A 15,801-nucleotide genomic window follows, 5' to 3' on the forward strand; every position below is an offset into this window, starting at 1 on the left:
TTACCGCGGAGCCTACCCGCGTCGAGGCATCCTCAATCGCCGGTACGGCGACGAGGTGTCAGCGCCAGGACCAGGGCGGAGAACGCCAGCAGTGCCCCCGCGGGGAACGCGACGAACGCCGCGGAGTCGAACGTGTAGACGTGCGGATGCACGCCGGCCCCACCGACCCGGAGGTCGCCGTTGATCGCGGTGAGGTCGTCGGCCGACGCGGCGAGCACGGCCGGGTCGGGTGGGCCCAGTGAGTGACCGATTTGGAACATCAGCCAGCCCGCGAGTACGGCGCCCAGGGCCACCGCGACCAGGCTCACGACCTCGCCGTCTCGGGAGAGCAGTGCCGCGCCGGCCCCGAGCAGGATGCCGGCGGCGGCCGAGACGACGACGTACCAGCCGGTGCCGGAGAACTCGCCCGGCAGACCGTTCTCGTCGAGGACGAATCTGCCCTGGTAGGCGACGCCGCTGGGCGGGGTCCAGACCCACTCCCACACGACGCCCGCCAGGGAGCCGAGCACCGCGGCGCCGACGAGCACCAGGAGGGCCTGCACGAGCCACCGGGAGACCTGCGGGCGCGGCCGGGTCAGCTCGCCAGACATCCGGGTCCGAGGAGCTGCTTGAGGTCGGCGAAAAGCGCCGGTGTCGGGGTGACGCGGAGCCGGTCATCGAGCCGCATGACGGTCGTCGACGTGCGGGCCATCAGGCGCAGCTGCACCTCGGTCATGCCGGGGTGCGTCGCGAGCACCTCGCGCAGCTGGTCGACGGTCGCGGCCGTGCAGCGGGTCGCGGGCAACGAGATGATGACCGGGCCAGCCGGCCCGTCGGAGAGGTCGGGCTTGGTGACCTCCTGGCCGCGGAGCTCGGGCTGGTCCTTGTCGCGCGAGAGCTGCCCCTTGACCCGGATGATGGCGTCCTCGACGAGGAACGGCGACGCCAGCTGGTAGGAGCTCGGAAAGAGCAGCACCTCGATGGCGCCGTCGAGGTCCTCGAGCGTGACGGTGGCCCAGGCGTCGCCGCGCTTGGTGATCTTGCGCTGCACCGAGGTGATCAGCCCGCTGATCGTCAGCGTGCTGCCGTGTGCGCGTTCCTCGTCGAGCATCAGCTGGCCGATGGTGCAGTCGGTGCCGTTGGACAGCACGTGCTCGAGGCCGAGCAGCGGGTGGTCGGAGACGTAGAGACCGAGCATCTCGCGCTCATGGCCGAGGAGGGTCATCTTGTCCCACTCCTCGATGTCGGGCACCGGCACCGAGACGCCGAAGCCAGAAGAATCAGCGCCGTCGAGACTGGCCATTTCCGCGAACAGCGAGTCCTGGCCGATGGCCTCGTTCTTCTTGATGTCGATGTACTGGTCGACGGCCGTCTCGTGGACGGTCACCAGCGCCCGGCGCTTGTGCTTCATGTCGTCGAACGCGCCGGCCTTGACCAGCGACTCGATCACCCGCTTGTTGCAGACCAGCGCGGGGACCTTCTCCATGAAGTCGTTGAAGTCGGTGTAGCGACCCTTCTCCTCGCGGGCGCCGACGATGCCTTCGACCACGTTGTGGCCGACGTTGCGGATGGCGGTGAGCCCGAAGCGGATGTCGTTGCCGACCGGGGTGAAGTTGGACGCCGACTCGTTGACGTCGGGTGGGAGCACCTGAATCTTCATCCGGCGGCACTCGTTGAGGTAGATCGCCGACTTGTCCTTGTCGTCCTTGGTCGACGTCAGCAGCGCGGCCATGTATTCAGCCGGGTAGTTGGCCTTGAGGTAGGCCGTCCAGTAGGACACCAGGCCGTACGCCGCGGAGTGCGCCTTGTTGAAGGCGTAGTCGGAGAACGGCAGCAGGATCTCCCACAGCTTGCTGATCGCGCCCTTGCTGTAGCCGCGCGCGATCATGCCCGCCGAGAAGCCCTCGAACTGCTTGTCGAGCTCTTCCTTCTTCTTCTTGCCCATCGCGCGACGCAGGATGTCGGCCTGGCCGAGGGTGTAGCCCGCGAGCTTCTGCGCGATGGCCATCACCTGCTCCTGGTAGACGATCAGGCCGTAGGTCTCGCCCAGCACGTCCTGGAGCGGCTCGGCCAGCTCCGGGTGGATGGCGTCGACGGGTTCGCGCCCGGTCTTGCGGCGGGCGTACTTGTTGTGGGAGTCGGCACCCATGGGTCCCGGCCGGTAGAGCGCACCTACGGCCGAGATGTCCTCGAAGGTGTCGGGCTTCATCGAGCGCAGCAGCGACCGCATGGGTCCGCCGTCGAGCTGGAAGACGCCGAGCGTGTCGCCGCGCTGGAGCAGCTTGTACGTCGCCTCGTCGGTGAGCTCGAGCTCCTCGATCACGATCGTCTCGCCGCGGTTGGCCTCGATGTTCTTGATGGCGTCGTCGAGGACGGTGAGGTTGCGCAACCCCAGGAAGTCCATCTTGATCAGGCCGAGCGACTCGCACGTCGGGTAGTCGAACTGGGTGATCATCGCGCCGTCGGCAGGCCGCTTGAGCATCGGGATGATGTCGAGCAGGGGCTCGCTGGACATGATCACGCCGGCCGCGTGCACGCCCCACTGGCGCTTGAGGCCCTCGATGCCGATGGCGGTGTCGACCACGCGCTTGACGTCGTTGTCGCCGTCGTAGAGCGCGCGGAACTCCCCGCCCTCGCCGTAGCGCTTGTGGGCGGGGTCGAAGATGTCCTTGAGCGGGACGTCCTTGCCCATCACCGAGGCCGGCATCGCCTTGGTGACGCGGTCACCCATCGAGAACGGGTAGGCCAGGATCCGTGAGGAGTCCTTGACTGCCTGCTTGGCCTTGATGGTGCCGTAGGTGACGATCATCGACACCCGGTCGTCGCCGTACTTGTCGGAGACGTATCGGATGACCTCACCACGCCGGCGCTCGTCGAAGTCGATGTCGAAGTCGGGCATCGAGACGCGGTCGGGGTTCAGGAAACGCTCGAAGAGCAGGCCGTGCACGAGCGGGTCGAGGTCGGTGATCCGCAGGGCGTAGGCCACGATCGAGCCCGCGCCGGAGCCACGGCCCGGGCCGACCCGGATGCCCTGCTCCTTGGCCCAGTTGATGAAGTCGGAGACGACGAGGAAGTAGCCCGGGAAGCCCATCGCGGTGATGACGCCGACCTCGAAGTCGGCGCGCTTGCGAGCCTCGTCGGAGATGCCGCCGGGGTAGCGGAACTTCAGGCCCTTCTCGACCTCCTTGACCAGCCAGGAGTCCTCGTTCTCTCCCTCGGGGCAGGGGAAGCGCGGCATGAAGGTGCCGTTGCCCTCGGTGAAGGAGACGTCGCAGCGCTCGGCGATGAGCAGGGTGTTGTCGCAGGCCTCGCGCAGGTCGTACTTGTCGACCCACAGCGAGCGCATCTCTTCGGGGCTCTTGATGTAGTAGCCGTCGCCGCTGAACGCGAACCGCTGGCCGGGGCCGTCACCGGCCGGGATGTCCATCGTGGAGCCCGAGTTGATGCAGAGCAGGTGCTCCTGGCTCTTGGCGTCCTCCTGCATGACGTAGTGGGAGTCGTTGGTCGCCAGCAGCGGGATCTGGAGGTCCTTTGCCAGCCGCAGGAGGCCGTCGCGCACCCGGCTCTCGATGGACAGGCCGTGGTCCATCAGCTCGAGGAAGTAGTTCTCACGGCCGAGGATGTCCTGAAACTCACCGGCGACCTTGCGCGCCTCGTCGTACTTGCCGTAGCGCAGGTGGACCTGCACCTCGCCCGACGGGCAGCCGGTGGTGCCGATGATGCCCTTGCCGTGCTTGGCGAGCAGCTCGCGGTCCATGCGGGGCTGCTTGAAGAAGCCGTCGCGCCAGGCGCTGGTGGTGAGCCGGAAGAGATTGTGCATGCCCTCGGTCGACTCGGAGAGCAGCGTCATGTGGGTGTAGGCGCCGCGGGCCGAGACGTCGTCGGGGCCGCCGTCGTAGAAGTTGACGCCCTTGCGCTCGAAGCGCGAGATGTTGGGCGTGAAGTAGGCCTCGATGCCGATGATCGGCTTGACCCCGGCGGCCTTGCACTTCTTGTAGAACTCATAGGCACCGAACACGTTGCCGTGGTCGGTCATCGCGATCGCGGGCATGCCCAGCTCGGCGGTGCGTTCGGCCAGTTGCTGCAGGCGGGCAGCGCCGTCGAGCATGGAGTACTCGGTGTGCACGTGGAGGTGCACGAAGGAGTCGCGAGAACCTTCAGCCATGGGCGGGGTACTGCTCCCAACACGGGTCGAGACGGACAGGAACCAGGCAGCCCGGCAGGTGCAGCCGGACGTCTGTCTCGGGGAAGGACGTCAGCCTACGGGACCGCACGCCGTCACTCTGGCAGGGCTCACCGACATTCGCCCCGGCCCCGAAATGCTCAGCCGAGCAATCGCACCAACGCGTCGTACGTCGCGTCGATCTCGCCCTCCGGAGCCATCAGCACCGGCGCTTCGGGGCGAGCACGGGCCCGTTCCCGGATCTGCCCGGCGAAGCGGTCGACGACCTCGTCGCCTCCGTGTGCCTCGACCACCGCCACCGACGCGGCGGCCCACGCGTCCTGGCCGGTTCGTCGGCGCCAGCGGACGCGCAGCGACTCGTCCGGGGCGTCGACGAAGACCAGGACCAGCCGCGCGCCAACGCTCAGCGCGGCATGTTCGAAGCGCTCCTGCTCCTGCGCCCGCGCGATGAGCTGAGGCATTACGACGTCGTGGCCGCCGGCCAGGTACGCGGAGATCATCGCCAGGGCAACCGGGCGGATCAGCTCACCCGTCCCGGAGAAGTCTTCCCGCCAGCCGCCCACCAGCGTGCGCAGCACGTCGATGTCGCAGTTCAGGGTGCCGGGGTGCTCGGCGGTCCAGCGGGCCGCAAGCGTCGACTTCCCGACGCCCGGCGGGCCGTTGAGGTGGATGAGCCGGGCCGTCACCGGTCGGTGGCGTCGAGCGACTCGGTGATGACGACATCCATGATCCGGGCGATCCGCCCGGCGCCCAGCTCGGGCGCGCTCCCAGCCATCCGCTCGGCGATCTCGCGCTCCCGGACGGCGTCACGCTCGTCACTGGTCTTGTGCGGCTGTACGGCGCGGGTGAGCGCGACCCGGCGGGAGAGCAGGTCGGCGATCTGGTCGTCCACCTCGTCGATCATCCAGCGGTAGAACCCGACCGCGTCGGTCCCCGGCCAGGCCATCTTGATGTCGGGCGAGCGTTCCTCGTTGCCCCAGCCGTCGGTGCGCTCGAGCTCGACGAGCCCGTGCCGCAGGTAGAAGTCACGGGCCGGGGTGTTGGACTCGAACACCCACAGCGCGAAGCCGTCCTCGAGACGCGCCTTCACCATGTCGAGCAGCGCGCTGCCGACACCCTCGCGCTGCGCGGCCGGGTCGACATACAAGGAGTTGAGCCAGTGCGGGGTGAGGTTGACGAAGCCGACGAGCCGGTCGCCGGCGAACGCCAGCCAGACCTCACGCAGGTGCAGGCTCCAGTCGCCGACCCAGGCGCGGACGTCGTCGTCGTCGTGGGCCAGCGGCGGCATCAGCGGCTCGGCGGCCTTGCGCACCACCAGGTAGAGCTCGGCCACGGCCGCCAGGTCTTCGCGCGTGCCGCGCCGGATGGTCAGGTCAGGGTCAGACATGCGCGTCCTCCGTCTGCCTCAGTCGGAGTCCCGGATGACCTCGAGCGCGTGCGCCAGGTCGTCGGGATGCGACGACTCGTACTCGACGTACTCTCCGGAGTCGGGGTGCTCGAAGCCGAGCTTCACCGCGTGCAACCACTGCCGCTCGAGGCCCACCCGGGCGGCGAGCGTCGGGTCGGCGCCGTAGGTGAGGTCGCCGACGCACGGGTGCTTGAGCGCCGCCATGTGCACCCGGATCTGGTGGGTGCGACCGGTCTCCAGATGCACCTCGAGCAGGCTGGCGAAGCGGTGTGCCTCGAGCGTGGAGTAGTGGGTGACGCTGTTGCGCCCGTCGGCCATCACGGCGAACTTGTAGTCGTGTCGTGGGTGCCGGCCGATGGGTGCGTCGACGGTGCCCTCGTGCGGGTCGGGGTGGCCCTGCACGAGCGCGTGGTAGGTCTTGTCGACGGTGCGGTGGCGGAACGCGTTCTTGAGCACGGAGTAGGCGCGCTCGGACTTGGTGATCACCATGACGCCCGAGGTGCCGACGTCGAGACGCTGCACGATGCCCTGGCGCTCGGAGGCGCCGCTGGTGGCGATCCGGAAGCCCGCCCCGGCGAGGTGCCCGACGACGGTCGGGCCGGACCATCCCGGCGAGGGGTGTACGGCGACTCCGACGGGCTTGTCGATCACCACGATCGAGTCGTCGTCGTGGATGATCTTGATGCCCTCGACGATCTCGGCCCTGATCTCGAGCGGGTCGACCTCGACCGGGATCGCAACGTCGAGCACCGAGCCGGTGTGCACCCGGTCGCTCTTGCCAACGGGTCCGCCATCGAGCTGGACGTGCCCCTGCCTGATCAGGTCAGCCGCGCGGGTGCGCGAGAACCCGAACATCCGGGCCATCGCGGCGTCGACGCGCTCGCCGGCGAGGCCTTCGGGCACGAGCACGGTGCGATGGTCGGCGAAGGCACTCACGACGTGGCCCCATCGGGCTGGTCGCCCGCGTCGGCAGGCTCGTCACGGTCGCGCGACCCGTTGAGCGCGATCCCCCGGAACGTCTGCAGGATGATCAGCCCGGCGGCGAGGTTGATGCAGATGTCGGCGACGTTGAAGACGGGCCAGTTGGGCAGCTGAAGGAAGTCGACGACGTGGCCGCGCATCGGGCCCGGCGCACGGAAGAGCCGGTCGGTGAGGTTGCCGCCCACACCGGCCAGCAGCAGCCCGAAGGCCACCGCCCAAAGCCCACTGCGCACCCGGAGGCTGAATACCAGCACGAGGCAGACCGCGACGATGGCCAGGCAGGTGAGAAGCACGGTGTATTCAGTCCCGGTCGAGAACGCAGCGCCCGGGTTGAACGTGAGGTGCAAGGTGAGCAGGTCACCGATGAGCTCGCGGTCGCGGCCGTCGTCGAGGGCGCCAACGGCCCACGTCTTGGTGCCGAGGTCGACCGCGTACGCGATCAGGGCGGCGCCGGGGAAGAGCCACCACAGGCTTCGCCCCGGTGACGTAGACGCCGGCTGGTGTGACTCGGCGTGGTCGCTGGTGTTCAGCGACGCTCCTCCCGTTGCTTGCATGGCAGGCACAGTGTGGCACGCGGGAAGGCCATGGCCCGCATCTTGCCGATGGGCTCCCCGCACGACTCGCAGATGCCGTAGGTGCCGTCGTCGATGCGCGCCAGGGCCCGGTCGATCTGGGCCAGCATCTCCCGCTCGTTGTTGACGACGGTGAGCTCGTGGTCACGCTCGAAACTGGTCGCGCCCATGTCTGCCTGGTCGTGGCCGGCGCCGTCGCCGGCGTCCCTCATGAGACCGACCAGCTCGCGCTCCTGCTCCTCGAGGAGGGTGACCAGACGGTCGCGGTGCCCGTGCAGCTCGTCGAGAACCTCCTTGAGCTCGCCCTTGGTCCAGGCGGTCTCGCCTTCCTTGACCGCCAGCGAGCCGGCCGATGCCTTGCGCGGCGCGGCCTTCTTGACCGGCGCCTTCGTGGCGGGCGTCTTGCGAGCCGCCACGTCGCGCTTGGGCGACACGGCCTTGGCGGGTGCGGCCAACTTCTTGGCAGCCGTCTTGGCCGGCGGAGCCTTCTTCACGGGGGCAACCTTCTTTGCGGGCGCGGCCTTCTTGGCCGGCGCGGCCTTCTTGGTGGGTGCGGCCTTCTTCGCGGGCGCCGGCTTCTTGGCCGGCGCGGCCTTCTTGGTGGGTGCGGCCCTCTTTGCAGGCGCCGTCTTCTTGGCCGGCGCGGCCTTCTTGGTGGCTGCGGCCTTCTTCGCGGGAACAGTCTTCGTGGCCGGCGCAGCCTTCTTCGTGGTGGGGGCGGCAGCTGACTTCCGGCCGACGATCTTCCTGGCTGCAGCAGCCGCCGTACCCGTCAACGATTTGCGCGTACTGCGAGCCACGAGAGCCCCCTCACGAGGAAAAGAAAAAGATGCGGCCGCTGCCACATGCTCGCAGGGAGGATAGCCCCTTCGCACAAGAGGTTCACAACAGCCTCGCCGTACGACGACGGCCGGCCCCAGAAGGGACCGGCCGTCGTCGTACGGGTGATGCGGGTGCTCAGGCCTCGTCGTCACCGAGGATCGAACGGAGCCGCTTGGGTGCCGACACCTCGCCGCCGGGTCCAGCCGACCCGCCGAGACCCGTGGTGGGCGCGTCGCTCTCGGCGTTGCCGTCGAGAGCGGCGAGCTGCTGGGTGAAGTAGCTCTTGAGGCGGGAGCGGTACTCGCGCTCGAACGAGCGGAGGTTCTCGACCTCACCGTTGAGCTTGTCGCGCTCCTTCTCGAGGTCACCGAACATCTGCTGGCGACGCTCGGCCGTCTCGGAGTCGAGCATCTGCGAACGCTGGCGGGCGTCCGCCTCGAGGCGGTCGGACTTGCCCTTCGACTCCGACTCCAGGCGCTCGGCCTTGGTGCGGGCAGAACCGACGATCTTGTCGGCCTCTTCCTTGGCTTCCTCGACCAGCTCGTCGGCATTGCGGGTCGCGATCTCGAGAAGACGCGCGGCGGCGTTGGACGCCTGCGGCATCGTCTGGACCTGGACCGTCTCGACCGCAGCAGGCGCGGCGACCGCAGCGGCGACGGGCGCCGGAGTCTCCTTCACCGCCTCCGGCTCCTTGACCGGCTCGGGCGCCTTCTCCTCGACGCGCGCGGGAGCAGGCGTGGAGGTCGAGCCGGAGACCTGCGCCGAAGAGAGCTTGGCCCGAAGATCGTTGTTGTCCTTGGTGAGGCGAGCCAGCTCGGCCTCCACCTCGTCGAGGAACTGGTCGACCTCCCCCATGTCGTACCCCTCGCGGAGCCGGACGGGAGTAAAGCGCTTCAGGCTCACGTCCTCAGGCGTCAGCGGCATGACCTCACCCATTCGTTAGTCGGCAGTTCGATCTGTCGTTGGAACAATAGCGCCACATGCACGCAGGTGGTTAGTGACCCATGGGGCTGCTGGGTCAACCGAAGAACACCATGACCACGACCTGCAGCAGCAGCCAGGCCACGATCATGACCACCAGGAAGCTGAGGTCGAGCGCGACGGAGCCTATCCGCAGCGTGGGCAGCCAGCGACGGACCAGCTTGATCGGCGGATCCGTCAGCGAGTAGACGACCTCGAGGATGACGAGCAGCGGCCCGCTGGGGCGCCAGTTGCGCGCAAAGACCTGCACCCAGTCGATGATGAAACGCACCCACAGCAGGGCGATGAAGAACCAGAGGATCCCGTAGAGGATCTGACCAACGAGCAACACTGCGATCAGCTCTGGTTGAAGAAGCCGCCCTCAGCGATGCGCTCCTTGTCCTCGGCGGCCACCGTGACATTGGGAGGCGAGAGCAGGAACACCTTGTTGGTGACGCGCTCGATGCTTCCGCGGGTGGCGAACACCAGGCCGGCAGCGAAGTCGACCAGACGCTTGGCGTCGGAGTCGTCCATCTCGGAGAGGTTCATGATCACCGGGGTGCCGTCGCGGAACTCCTCGCCGACGGTGCGCGCCTCGTTGTAGGTGCTGGGGTGCAAGGTCGTGATGCGGCTCAACTCGGCTACCACTCCGGCGGTCGGGACCGAGGCCGGACGGCGGCGCTCGGACAGGTCGGAAACGGGGGCGGGACGACGGTCGACCTGCTCATGTGACGAGGTCACGTCATCGCCTGCTCCGCCGGTGTACTCGTCGTACCGACCGGTGTCCTCGAGCAGGCCGAGGTACTCGCCGATCCTGCGCATCGCGCCGCTCATGACAGTTTCCTCCGGTACGTCGTGGCGCCCGCTGCGGGCACCGTCGTCTGGTTCGACACTACAAGACGGGGGGCCTCGGACCGAGGACCGCCGAGCCGACACGCACGTGTGTCGCGCCGTGTCTGATCGCTGCTTCGAGGTCGCCACTCATGCCGGCCGAGAGCTGGGTGGCGCCCGGGTGCTGAGCGAGCAGCGCGGCCCGGATCTCGCCCAGCCGCGAGAACGCCGTGTCGGGGTCCTCGCCGAGGGGCGCGACCGCCATGATTCCCCTCAACCGCAGGGCTGCGCACTCCCCCACCCGCATCGCCAACGACTCCAGATCGCCCGGGTCGGCGCCTGCACGCCGGTCGCTGCCAGGTGCATCGAGACTCACCTGCAGGAGTACGTCGACGCCTCCACCGCGATCGTGGGCACCGCGCTGCAGCCCGGCGACCAGCTTGACCCGGTCGACCGACTCGACGACGTCGGCATAGCCCGCCACCGCGGCGGCCTTGTTGCTCTGCAGGCCGCCGATGAAGTGCCAGCGCAGACCGAGGTCGGCACATTGGTGGGCCTTCTGCTGCGCCTCCTGGTGCCGGTTCTCGCCGACGTCGGTCACTCCGAGGTCGGCCAGGATGCGCACGTCACCGGGCGGGAAGTACTTGGTCACCACGACGAGCACGGCCGGCTCGTCGTGCTCGGCCGCCTCACTGGCGACCTCGATGCGACGGCGTACGTCGGCCAGGCCGGCCGCGATCTCGTCTGCGCGCTCGCTCATGCCATCCACACCAGGCCCGCCAGCCGACCGGAGGCAGCACCGTCGCGGCGGTAGGAGTGCAACCCGGCGTCCTCGCGGGTGCAGCCGCCGACCTCGACGACGTCGACGCCCGCCCTGCCGAGTTGGGCACGCACTCCGGCGCCGATGTCGACCGACGGGGTGCCCCAGGTGGTCGTTGCGTAGGACTCCGGCACGACCGCCGCCACCTCGTCGCGCATCTGCTCGGGCACCTCATAGCAGCCGCCGCAGACGTGTGGTCCGAGCCAGCCCACGATGTTGCGGGCGCCCTGCTCACGCATCACCTCGACGGTGCGGGTGGCGATGTCGAGGACCATCCCGGGCCGGCCGGCGTGCACCGCCCCGATGACTCCGGCCCCGGGGTCGGCGAGCATGACGGGCACGCAGTCGGCGACCCGAATCATCAGGCCCAGACGTGGAGCCGTGGTCACCAGGGCGTCACCGGTCGGCACGGCGTTGAGGGCCATCGGCGCGTCCACGACGATGACGTCGCCCCCGTGCACCTGCGTGAGCCGGGCGAACCGCCCGCCCATCTCTGCCTCGAGCCGGGTCAGGAGCTCAGGGAACCCGGGCCGGAGGCCCTGGAGGTCGACGGAGGAGTCGGTGAAGGCGACGTCCACATGGACGTCGCCTTCCCGGGTGTCGCGGAACCGGAACACGTGCCTACTTCAGGAAGTCGGGGATGTCGAGGTCGTCGTCGTCGAACTGGACCGGCTTGGCCTGGCGGACCGGTGCAGCCGGGGTGGCGGGTGGGGCCGGCTCGGACGAACGAGCCGGTGCAGAGGACTGACCTGCCCCGACCGACGCGGGCTGCCGGGCCTCCGGGCGCTGGGTCGCGGCCGTCTGGACGGCGGCCCGGGTCTCGGCCTGGGTCTGGGTCTGCTGGGCCGGGCGACGCAGGCCCGACTCGCCTTCGCGACGTTTGGGCATGCCGCCGTCGAAGCCGGCCGCGATGACGGTCACGCGGACCTCGTCACCGAGCGCGTCGTCGATAGTGGCACCGAAGATGATGTTGGCCTCCGGGTGCGCCGAGTCGGACACCAGGGCTGCCGCCTCGTTGATCTCGAACAGGCCGAGGTCGGAGCCACCGGCGATCGAGAGCAGCACGCCGTGCGCGCCGTCGATGCTCGCTTCGAGCAGCGGGCTCGAGACGGCCTGCTCGGCGGCCATCACCGAGCGGTCCTCGCCGCGGGCCGAGCCGATGCCCATCAGGGCGGAGCCGGCGTTGGCCATCACGGACTTCACGTCGGCGAAGTCGAGGTTGATCAGGCCGGGGGTGGTGATCAGGTCGGTGATGCCCGAGACGCCCTGGAGCAGCACCTGGTCGGCCTGCTTGAAGGCGTCGAGAACCGAGACGCTGCGGTCGCTGATGGAGAGCAGCCGGTCGTTGGGGATCACGATGAGGGTGTCGACCTCTTCGCGGAGCTGGGAGATGCCCTCCTCCGCGGAGTTGGCGCGACGGCGGCCCTCGAAGGCGAACGGGCGGGTCACGACGCCGATGGTCAGGGCACCCAGCGAGCGGGCGATGCGAGCCACGATCGGCGCGCCGCCGGTGCCGGTGCCGCCACCCTCGCCGGCGGTCACGAAGACCATGTCGGCGCCCTTCATGACCTCTTCGATCTCGTCGGCGTGGTCCTCGGCGGCCTGGGCGCCCACATCGGGGTTGGCGCCGGCGCCGAGTCCGCGGGTGAGCTCACGGCCGATGTCGAGCTTGACGTCGGCGTCGCTCATGAGGAGGGCCTGGGCGTCGGTGTTGATGGCGATGAACTCCACGCCCTTCAGACCGACCTCGATCATCCGGTTGACGGCGTTGACTCCACCACCACCGATACCCACGACCTTGATGATGGCCAGGTAGTTCTGCGCTGCTGCCACGGTTGGTGCGCCTCTTTCCGTGTTTCGGGTCCGGTGCCTCACCGGACGTCCGGGTGGATTCGCTTGGTGGGGAAGCGATCTGCGTCGTCGTCGTACCTCTGCGGGCTGGAACCCTAACCGTGAACCTGAGGGTTATAGTTATGTCAACCTCGCGTTGGTCATGACAGTAGGGACGGCGGGCCCGTGAACTCGTCAGACACGCCGGGAGAGTCGCGACTTGCCGACTTATCTCGCGATGTCGCTGGTGACGGGCTGGCCCGGGACGCTGACGTCGTAGACCTTGGCCTGACGGGCCTGGAGCAGCGCGGTGAGGACACTGGCCTTCTCGTCCGACTCCTCCGCGCTCCCCCACTCGACCCGGCGCTCGTCTCGCAGCACCAGCGCGATCTTGTCGACGGTCTCGACCTCGACATGGTCGACCCGGTCGGACAGATCGGCCGGCAGCGAGGAGATGACCTGCGCGGCCTCGCGCAACGCGTCGCGGTCGGCGGTGGCGAGCACCTGCACGCGGGGTACGCCGCCGGGCGGGCGCTCGTAGTCGCGGAAGACGACGCCGTCGGCGTCCATGCCCCGCCACCGGCCACCAAGGTCGACGACGGCGACGACCTGACGCTCGACGATGCTGATCTCGACCCCATCGGGCCAGTGGCGCGCCACATCGGCCGACTTCACCGCGACCAGTGCCTCGACGCGAGCCCGCATCGCGGAGATGTCGAGCACGGCGAGCTGCTCGCCCTCGGGCACGGCGGCGGCTCTCTTGACCTCCCGCTCGCTGAGGATGTCGGCTCCCGTCACCGTGACGGACCTGACCGACAGGACGGCGGAGAAGAAGACCAGCCAGACGACCGAGGCCACGGCGGCGACCAGCACGACGATGGCCAGCACGTAGCGCCACGTCAGCCACCGGCGCGCCCACTGGCGGCGCGCGAACCTTCTGCGGGTGCGCTCGCGGCCCTTGTTGCTCGGCGCCGCTCCCGCATTGGCGCTCATCGGTCCGCCAGCAGCTCGAGCACGCGGGGGCCGATCGAGGTGATGGTGCCGGCGCCCAGGGTGATGATCAGGTCGCCGTCGGAAGCGCGTCGTACGAGCTCGGCAGGCACGTCGTCGAAGTCGGGCACGAACGTCACACAGCCCTCCGGCAGAGGCACCGCGTCGGCCACCAGCGCACCGGTGACGTCGGGGTCGACCTCGTCGCGCGCGAGATAGACATCGAGTACGACGACCTCGTCGGCCGCACCGAGGGCCGCGCCCATCTCGGCGCCGAAGATCCGGGTGCGCGAGACGAGGTGCGGCTGGAAGGCTGCGATGACCCGTCCCGGCCCGGCCACCGACCGGGCTGCCTGCAGGTCGCCCGCGATCTCGGTCGGGTGGTGCGCGTAGCTGTCGTAGACGCGCACTCCGCGGGCGGCGCCCTTGAGCTCCATCCGCCGGGCCGTTCCGGCGTACGACGCGAGGCCGGCGCGCAGCGAACCTGCGTCGAAACCCAGGGCGGCGCCGAGGGCGAGCGCCCCGAGCGCGTTCATGACGTTGTGCTCACCCGGCACGAGGAGCTCGACCTCGAGGTCGGCCGGCGTGACGTCGGCGTCGGTTGAGCGGCCGTAGGTGATCACCCGACGACCTGCAGCCCGGGCCGCGGCGGCGAGGTCGCGGGTGGCGTCGGAGTCGGCCCACGTCACGAGCAGGCCGTCGGCGTCGATGCGGCCGACGAACTCGGTGAAGGCCGCGCGGTAGGCCTCCTCGGTCCCCCACTGGTCGAGGTGGTCTGCCTCGATATTTGTCACGATGGCGGCATATGGTGAGTAGACGAGGAAGGCGCCGTCGCTCTCGTCGGCCTCGGCGACGAAGAGCGCGTCGGAGCCGGCGTCGGCGTTCAGGCCGGTCGCGGAGAGCACCCCGCCGATGGCGTAGGCCGGGTCGGCCCCGGCGTGCAGGAGCGCAGCGGTGAGCAGGCTGCTGGCAGACGTCTTGCCGTGCGTGCCCGCGACGGCGAGCACCCGCTGGCCGGCCATCACCGCGGCCAGGCCGGCGGACCGGGGCAGCACCCGCAGCCCACGACGCTGCGCCTCGAGCACCTCGGGGTTGTCGTCGCGCGCGGCGGTCGTGACCACGACTGTGTCGGCGTCGCCGAGGTGCCCGGCGGCGTAGCCGAGGTGGCAGGTCACGCCGAGCTCACGCAGCGACGGCAGGAACGGGGTGTCCTGGTTGTCGCTGCCGGTGACCGGCAGTCCGCGCCTGGCCATGATGCGCGCGATCGCCGACAGCCCGGCGCCGCCGATGCCGATGAAGTGGATGCGGCCAAGCTCGGCGGCTGGCAGCAGCACGTCGGGCACGGGCACCCTCATCGAGCGCCCGCCTCGAGGATGATCCGGGCCAGCTTCTCGTCGGCGTCGAGCGGGACCACGTGTGCGGCGGCTGCGCCCATGGCGTCGAGGCGGTCGCGATCGGTGAGCAGGGCGGGCAGCGTCGACTCGACCCACTCGGGGGTGAGCGCCTCGTCGGAGACGAGCAGTCCGCCGCCGGCGTCGATGACGGGCCGGGCGTTGAGCGCCTGCTCGCCGTTGCCGATGGGCAGCGGCACGTAGACCGCCGGCAGCCCCACGCCCGACACCTCGGTGACGGTGTTGCTGCCGGCGCGGCACAGCACGGCATCGGCTGCTGCGTAGGCAAGGTCCATCCGGTCGACGTACTGCTCTATGACGTAGGTGCCGGCGCCCGCGGGCAGCTCGACGGTGTGCTTGGGCCCGACGACGTGCAGCACCTGGACGTCGGCCGCAGCCAGCGCCGGCGCGGCCTGCGAGACGGCGCCGTTGATGCGCGCCGCACCCTGCGACCCACCTGTCACGAGCAGCGTCGGCAGATCGGCCGACAGGCCGAAGTGGGCGAGCGCCTCGTCGCGCAGGGCCGCCCGGTCGAGGGTCGAGATCATCCGCCGGATCGGCAGGCCGATGTACGTCGCGTACGGCAAGGCGGTGTCGGGGAAGCTCGTCGCGACGTGCGACGTGAAGCGCGCGCCCAGCTTGTTGGCGACGCCGGCGATCGCGTTGCCCTCGTGTACGACGAGCGGCAGGCCGCGCGAACGTGCGGCGAGGTAGGCCGGCACCGAGACGTAGCCGCCGAAGCCGACGACCACGTCGGGGCGCACCCGGTCGACGACCTCGACAGCGGCCCGGCGGGCAGCGCGGAGCCGGCCCGGCACCCGGAAGAGGTCGGCGCCCGGTCGACGAGGCAGCGGCACGCGGGGCACGAACTCCAGCGGCAGCCCGGCCTCGGGGACCAACCGTGCCTCGAGTCCCTCGCGGGTGCCCAGGCAGGTGATGACGGTCTCGGGGGCCAGCCGGCGCAGGGCGTCTGCGGTGGCGAGCAGGGGTGAGGTGTGCCCGGCGGAGCCACCGCCGGCGAGGAGGACGTGCAT

The 15,801-nt window shown here is 69.7% G+C and carries 16 protein-coding genes; all 16 read right to left on the reverse strand.

Annotated elements, in window-relative coordinates:
- Window positions 1–32 precede the first annotated feature (32 nt).
- The 16 genes from H4Q84_RS04025 to H4Q84_RS04100 all read right to left on the reverse strand — a co-directional run bounded on the left by H4Q84_RS04025 (window position 33) and on the right by H4Q84_RS04100 (window position 15,801).
- Window positions 33–590 (reverse strand): hypothetical protein, encoded by a 558-nt coding sequence (locus H4Q84_RS04025; RefSeq protein WP_248582122.1) that lies wholly within the window; start codon window positions 588–590, stop codon window positions 33–35.
- Entirely contained in the window at window positions 575–4,144 is a 3,570-nt protein-coding gene (gene dnaE, locus H4Q84_RS04030) for a DNA polymerase III subunit alpha (RefSeq protein WP_248582123.1), read from the reverse strand. The genes H4Q84_RS04025 and dnaE overlap by 16 nt, the downstream gene beginning before the upstream one ends.
- Before the next feature lie 158 nt (window positions 4,145–4,302).
- Window positions 4,303–4,848 carry an AAA family ATPase gene (locus H4Q84_RS04035; protein WP_248582124.1) on the reverse strand — a complete coding sequence of 182 codons (546 nt, stop codon included), beginning with the start codon at window positions 4,846–4,848 and terminating at the stop codon, window positions 4,303–4,305.
- A complete protein-coding gene (locus H4Q84_RS04040) occupies window positions 4,845–5,549 on the reverse strand; it encodes a GNAT family N-acetyltransferase (RefSeq protein ID WP_248582125.1) in 705 nt (234 codons plus the stop codon). The genes H4Q84_RS04035 and H4Q84_RS04040 overlap by 4 nt, the downstream gene beginning before the upstream one ends.
- A gap of 18 nt (window positions 5,550–5,567) precedes the next feature.
- Entirely contained in the window at window positions 5,568–6,506 is a 939-nt protein-coding gene (locus H4Q84_RS04045; protein ID WP_248582126.1) for an RluA family pseudouridine synthase, read from the reverse strand.
- Window positions 6,503–7,105: a signal peptidase II gene (gene lspA / locus H4Q84_RS04050; protein WP_248582127.1), complete on the reverse strand. Its 603-nt coding sequence runs from the start codon at window positions 7,103–7,105 to the stop codon at window positions 6,503–6,505. The genes H4Q84_RS04045 and lspA overlap by 4 nt, the downstream gene beginning before the upstream one ends.
- The gene (locus H4Q84_RS04055; protein ID WP_248582128.1) at window positions 7,078–7,923 is read right to left on the reverse strand and encodes a TraR/DksA C4-type zinc finger protein; all 846 of its coding nucleotides are present in this window, start codon (window positions 7,921–7,923) and stop codon (window positions 7,078–7,080) included. The genes lspA and H4Q84_RS04055 overlap by 28 nt, the downstream gene beginning before the upstream one ends.
- A gap of 157 nt (window positions 7,924–8,080) precedes the next feature.
- Complete coding sequence (locus H4Q84_RS04060) at window positions 8,081–8,869, reverse strand: DivIVA domain-containing protein (RefSeq protein ID WP_248582129.1); 789 nt, start codon at window positions 8,867–8,869, stop codon at window positions 8,081–8,083.
- Between the two features lie 94 nt (window positions 8,870–8,963).
- Window positions 8,964–9,257, reverse strand: a complete 294-nt coding sequence (locus tag H4Q84_RS04065) for a YggT family protein (protein WP_248582130.1) — start codon at window positions 9,255–9,257, stop codon at window positions 8,964–8,966.
- Window positions 9,258–9,262: 5 nt separating this feature from the next.
- Window positions 9,263–9,739 (reverse strand): cell division protein SepF, encoded by a 477-nt coding sequence (gene sepF / locus H4Q84_RS04070; RefSeq protein WP_248582131.1) that lies wholly within the window; start codon window positions 9,737–9,739, stop codon window positions 9,263–9,265.
- A gap of 58 nt (window positions 9,740–9,797) precedes the next feature.
- Window positions 9,798–10,496 carry a YggS family pyridoxal phosphate-dependent enzyme gene (locus H4Q84_RS04075; protein WP_248582132.1) on the reverse strand — a complete coding sequence of 233 codons (699 nt, stop codon included), beginning with the start codon at window positions 10,494–10,496 and terminating at the stop codon, window positions 9,798–9,800.
- Window positions 10,493–11,173, reverse strand: coding sequence for a polyphenol oxidase family protein (locus H4Q84_RS04080; RefSeq protein WP_248582133.1), 681 nt, complete (start codon window positions 11,171–11,173; stop codon window positions 10,493–10,495). Before H4Q84_RS04080 ends, H4Q84_RS04075 begins: the two co-directional genes overlap by 4 nt.
- 4 nt (window positions 11,174–11,177) lie before the next feature.
- Window positions 11,178–12,389: a cell division protein FtsZ gene (gene ftsZ, locus H4Q84_RS04085; RefSeq protein WP_248582134.1), complete on the reverse strand. Its 1,212-nt coding sequence runs from the start codon at window positions 12,387–12,389 to the stop codon at window positions 11,178–11,180.
- A gap of 225 nt (window positions 12,390–12,614) precedes the next feature.
- Window positions 12,615–13,379, reverse strand: a complete 765-nt coding sequence (locus H4Q84_RS04090; RefSeq protein WP_248582135.1) for an FtsQ-type POTRA domain-containing protein — start codon at window positions 13,377–13,379, stop codon at window positions 12,615–12,617.
- Entirely contained in the window at window positions 13,376–14,731 is a 1,356-nt protein-coding gene (gene murC, locus H4Q84_RS04095) for a UDP-N-acetylmuramate--L-alanine ligase (protein WP_248582136.1), read from the reverse strand. The genes H4Q84_RS04090 and murC overlap by 4 nt, the downstream gene beginning before the upstream one ends.
- Window positions 14,728–15,801, reverse strand: coding sequence for a UDP-N-acetylglucosamine--N-acetylmuramyl-(pentapeptide) pyrophosphoryl-undecaprenol N-acetylglucosamine transferase (locus H4Q84_RS04100; RefSeq protein WP_248582137.1), 1,074 nt, complete (start codon window positions 15,799–15,801; stop codon window positions 14,728–14,730). The genes murC and H4Q84_RS04100 overlap by 4 nt, the downstream gene beginning before the upstream one ends.

The organism is Nocardioides sp. InS609-2 (assembly GCF_023208195.1).
GTDB lineage: Bacteria > Actinomycetota > Actinomycetes > Propionibacteriales > Nocardioidaceae > Nocardioides.

Excerpts from the sequence above, each read along its gene's own strand:
- dnaE (WP_248582123.1), bottom strand. The coding sequence starts at position 4,144 with ATGGCTGAAGGTTCTCGCGACTCCTTCGTGCACCTCCACGTGCACACC.
- murC (WP_248582136.1), bottom strand. The coding sequence starts at position 14,731 with ATGAGGGTGCCCGTGCCCGACGTGCTGCTGCCAGCCGCCGAGCTTGGC.
- sepF (WP_248582131.1), bottom strand. The coding sequence starts at position 9,739 with ATGAGCGGCGCGATGCGCAGGATCGGCGAGTACCTCGGCCTGCTCGAG.
- lspA (WP_248582127.1), bottom strand. The coding sequence starts at position 7,105 with ATGCAAGCAACGGGAGGAGCGTCGCTGAACACCAGCGACCACGCCGAG.
- H4Q84_RS04025 (WP_248582122.1), bottom strand. The coding sequence starts at position 590 with ATGTCTGGCGAGCTGACCCGGCCGCGCCCGCAGGTCTCCCGGTGGCTC.
- H4Q84_RS04090 (WP_248582135.1), bottom strand. The coding sequence starts at position 13,379 with ATGAGCGCCAATGCGGGAGCGGCGCCGAGCAACAAGGGCCGCGAGCGC.
- H4Q84_RS04100 (WP_248582137.1), bottom strand. The coding sequence starts at position 15,801 with ATGCACGTCCTCCTCGCCGGCGGTGGCTCCGCCGGGCACACCTCACCC.
- H4Q84_RS04060 (WP_248582129.1), bottom strand. The coding sequence starts at position 8,869 with ATGCCGCTGACGCCTGAGGACGTGAGCCTGAAGCGCTTTACTCCCGTC.
- H4Q84_RS04075 (WP_248582132.1), bottom strand. The coding sequence starts at position 10,496 with ATGAGCGAGCGCGCAGACGAGATCGCGGCCGGCCTGGCCGACGTACGC.
- H4Q84_RS04040 (WP_248582125.1), bottom strand. The coding sequence starts at position 5,549 with ATGTCTGACCCTGACCTGACCATCCGGCGCGGCACGCGCGAAGACCTG.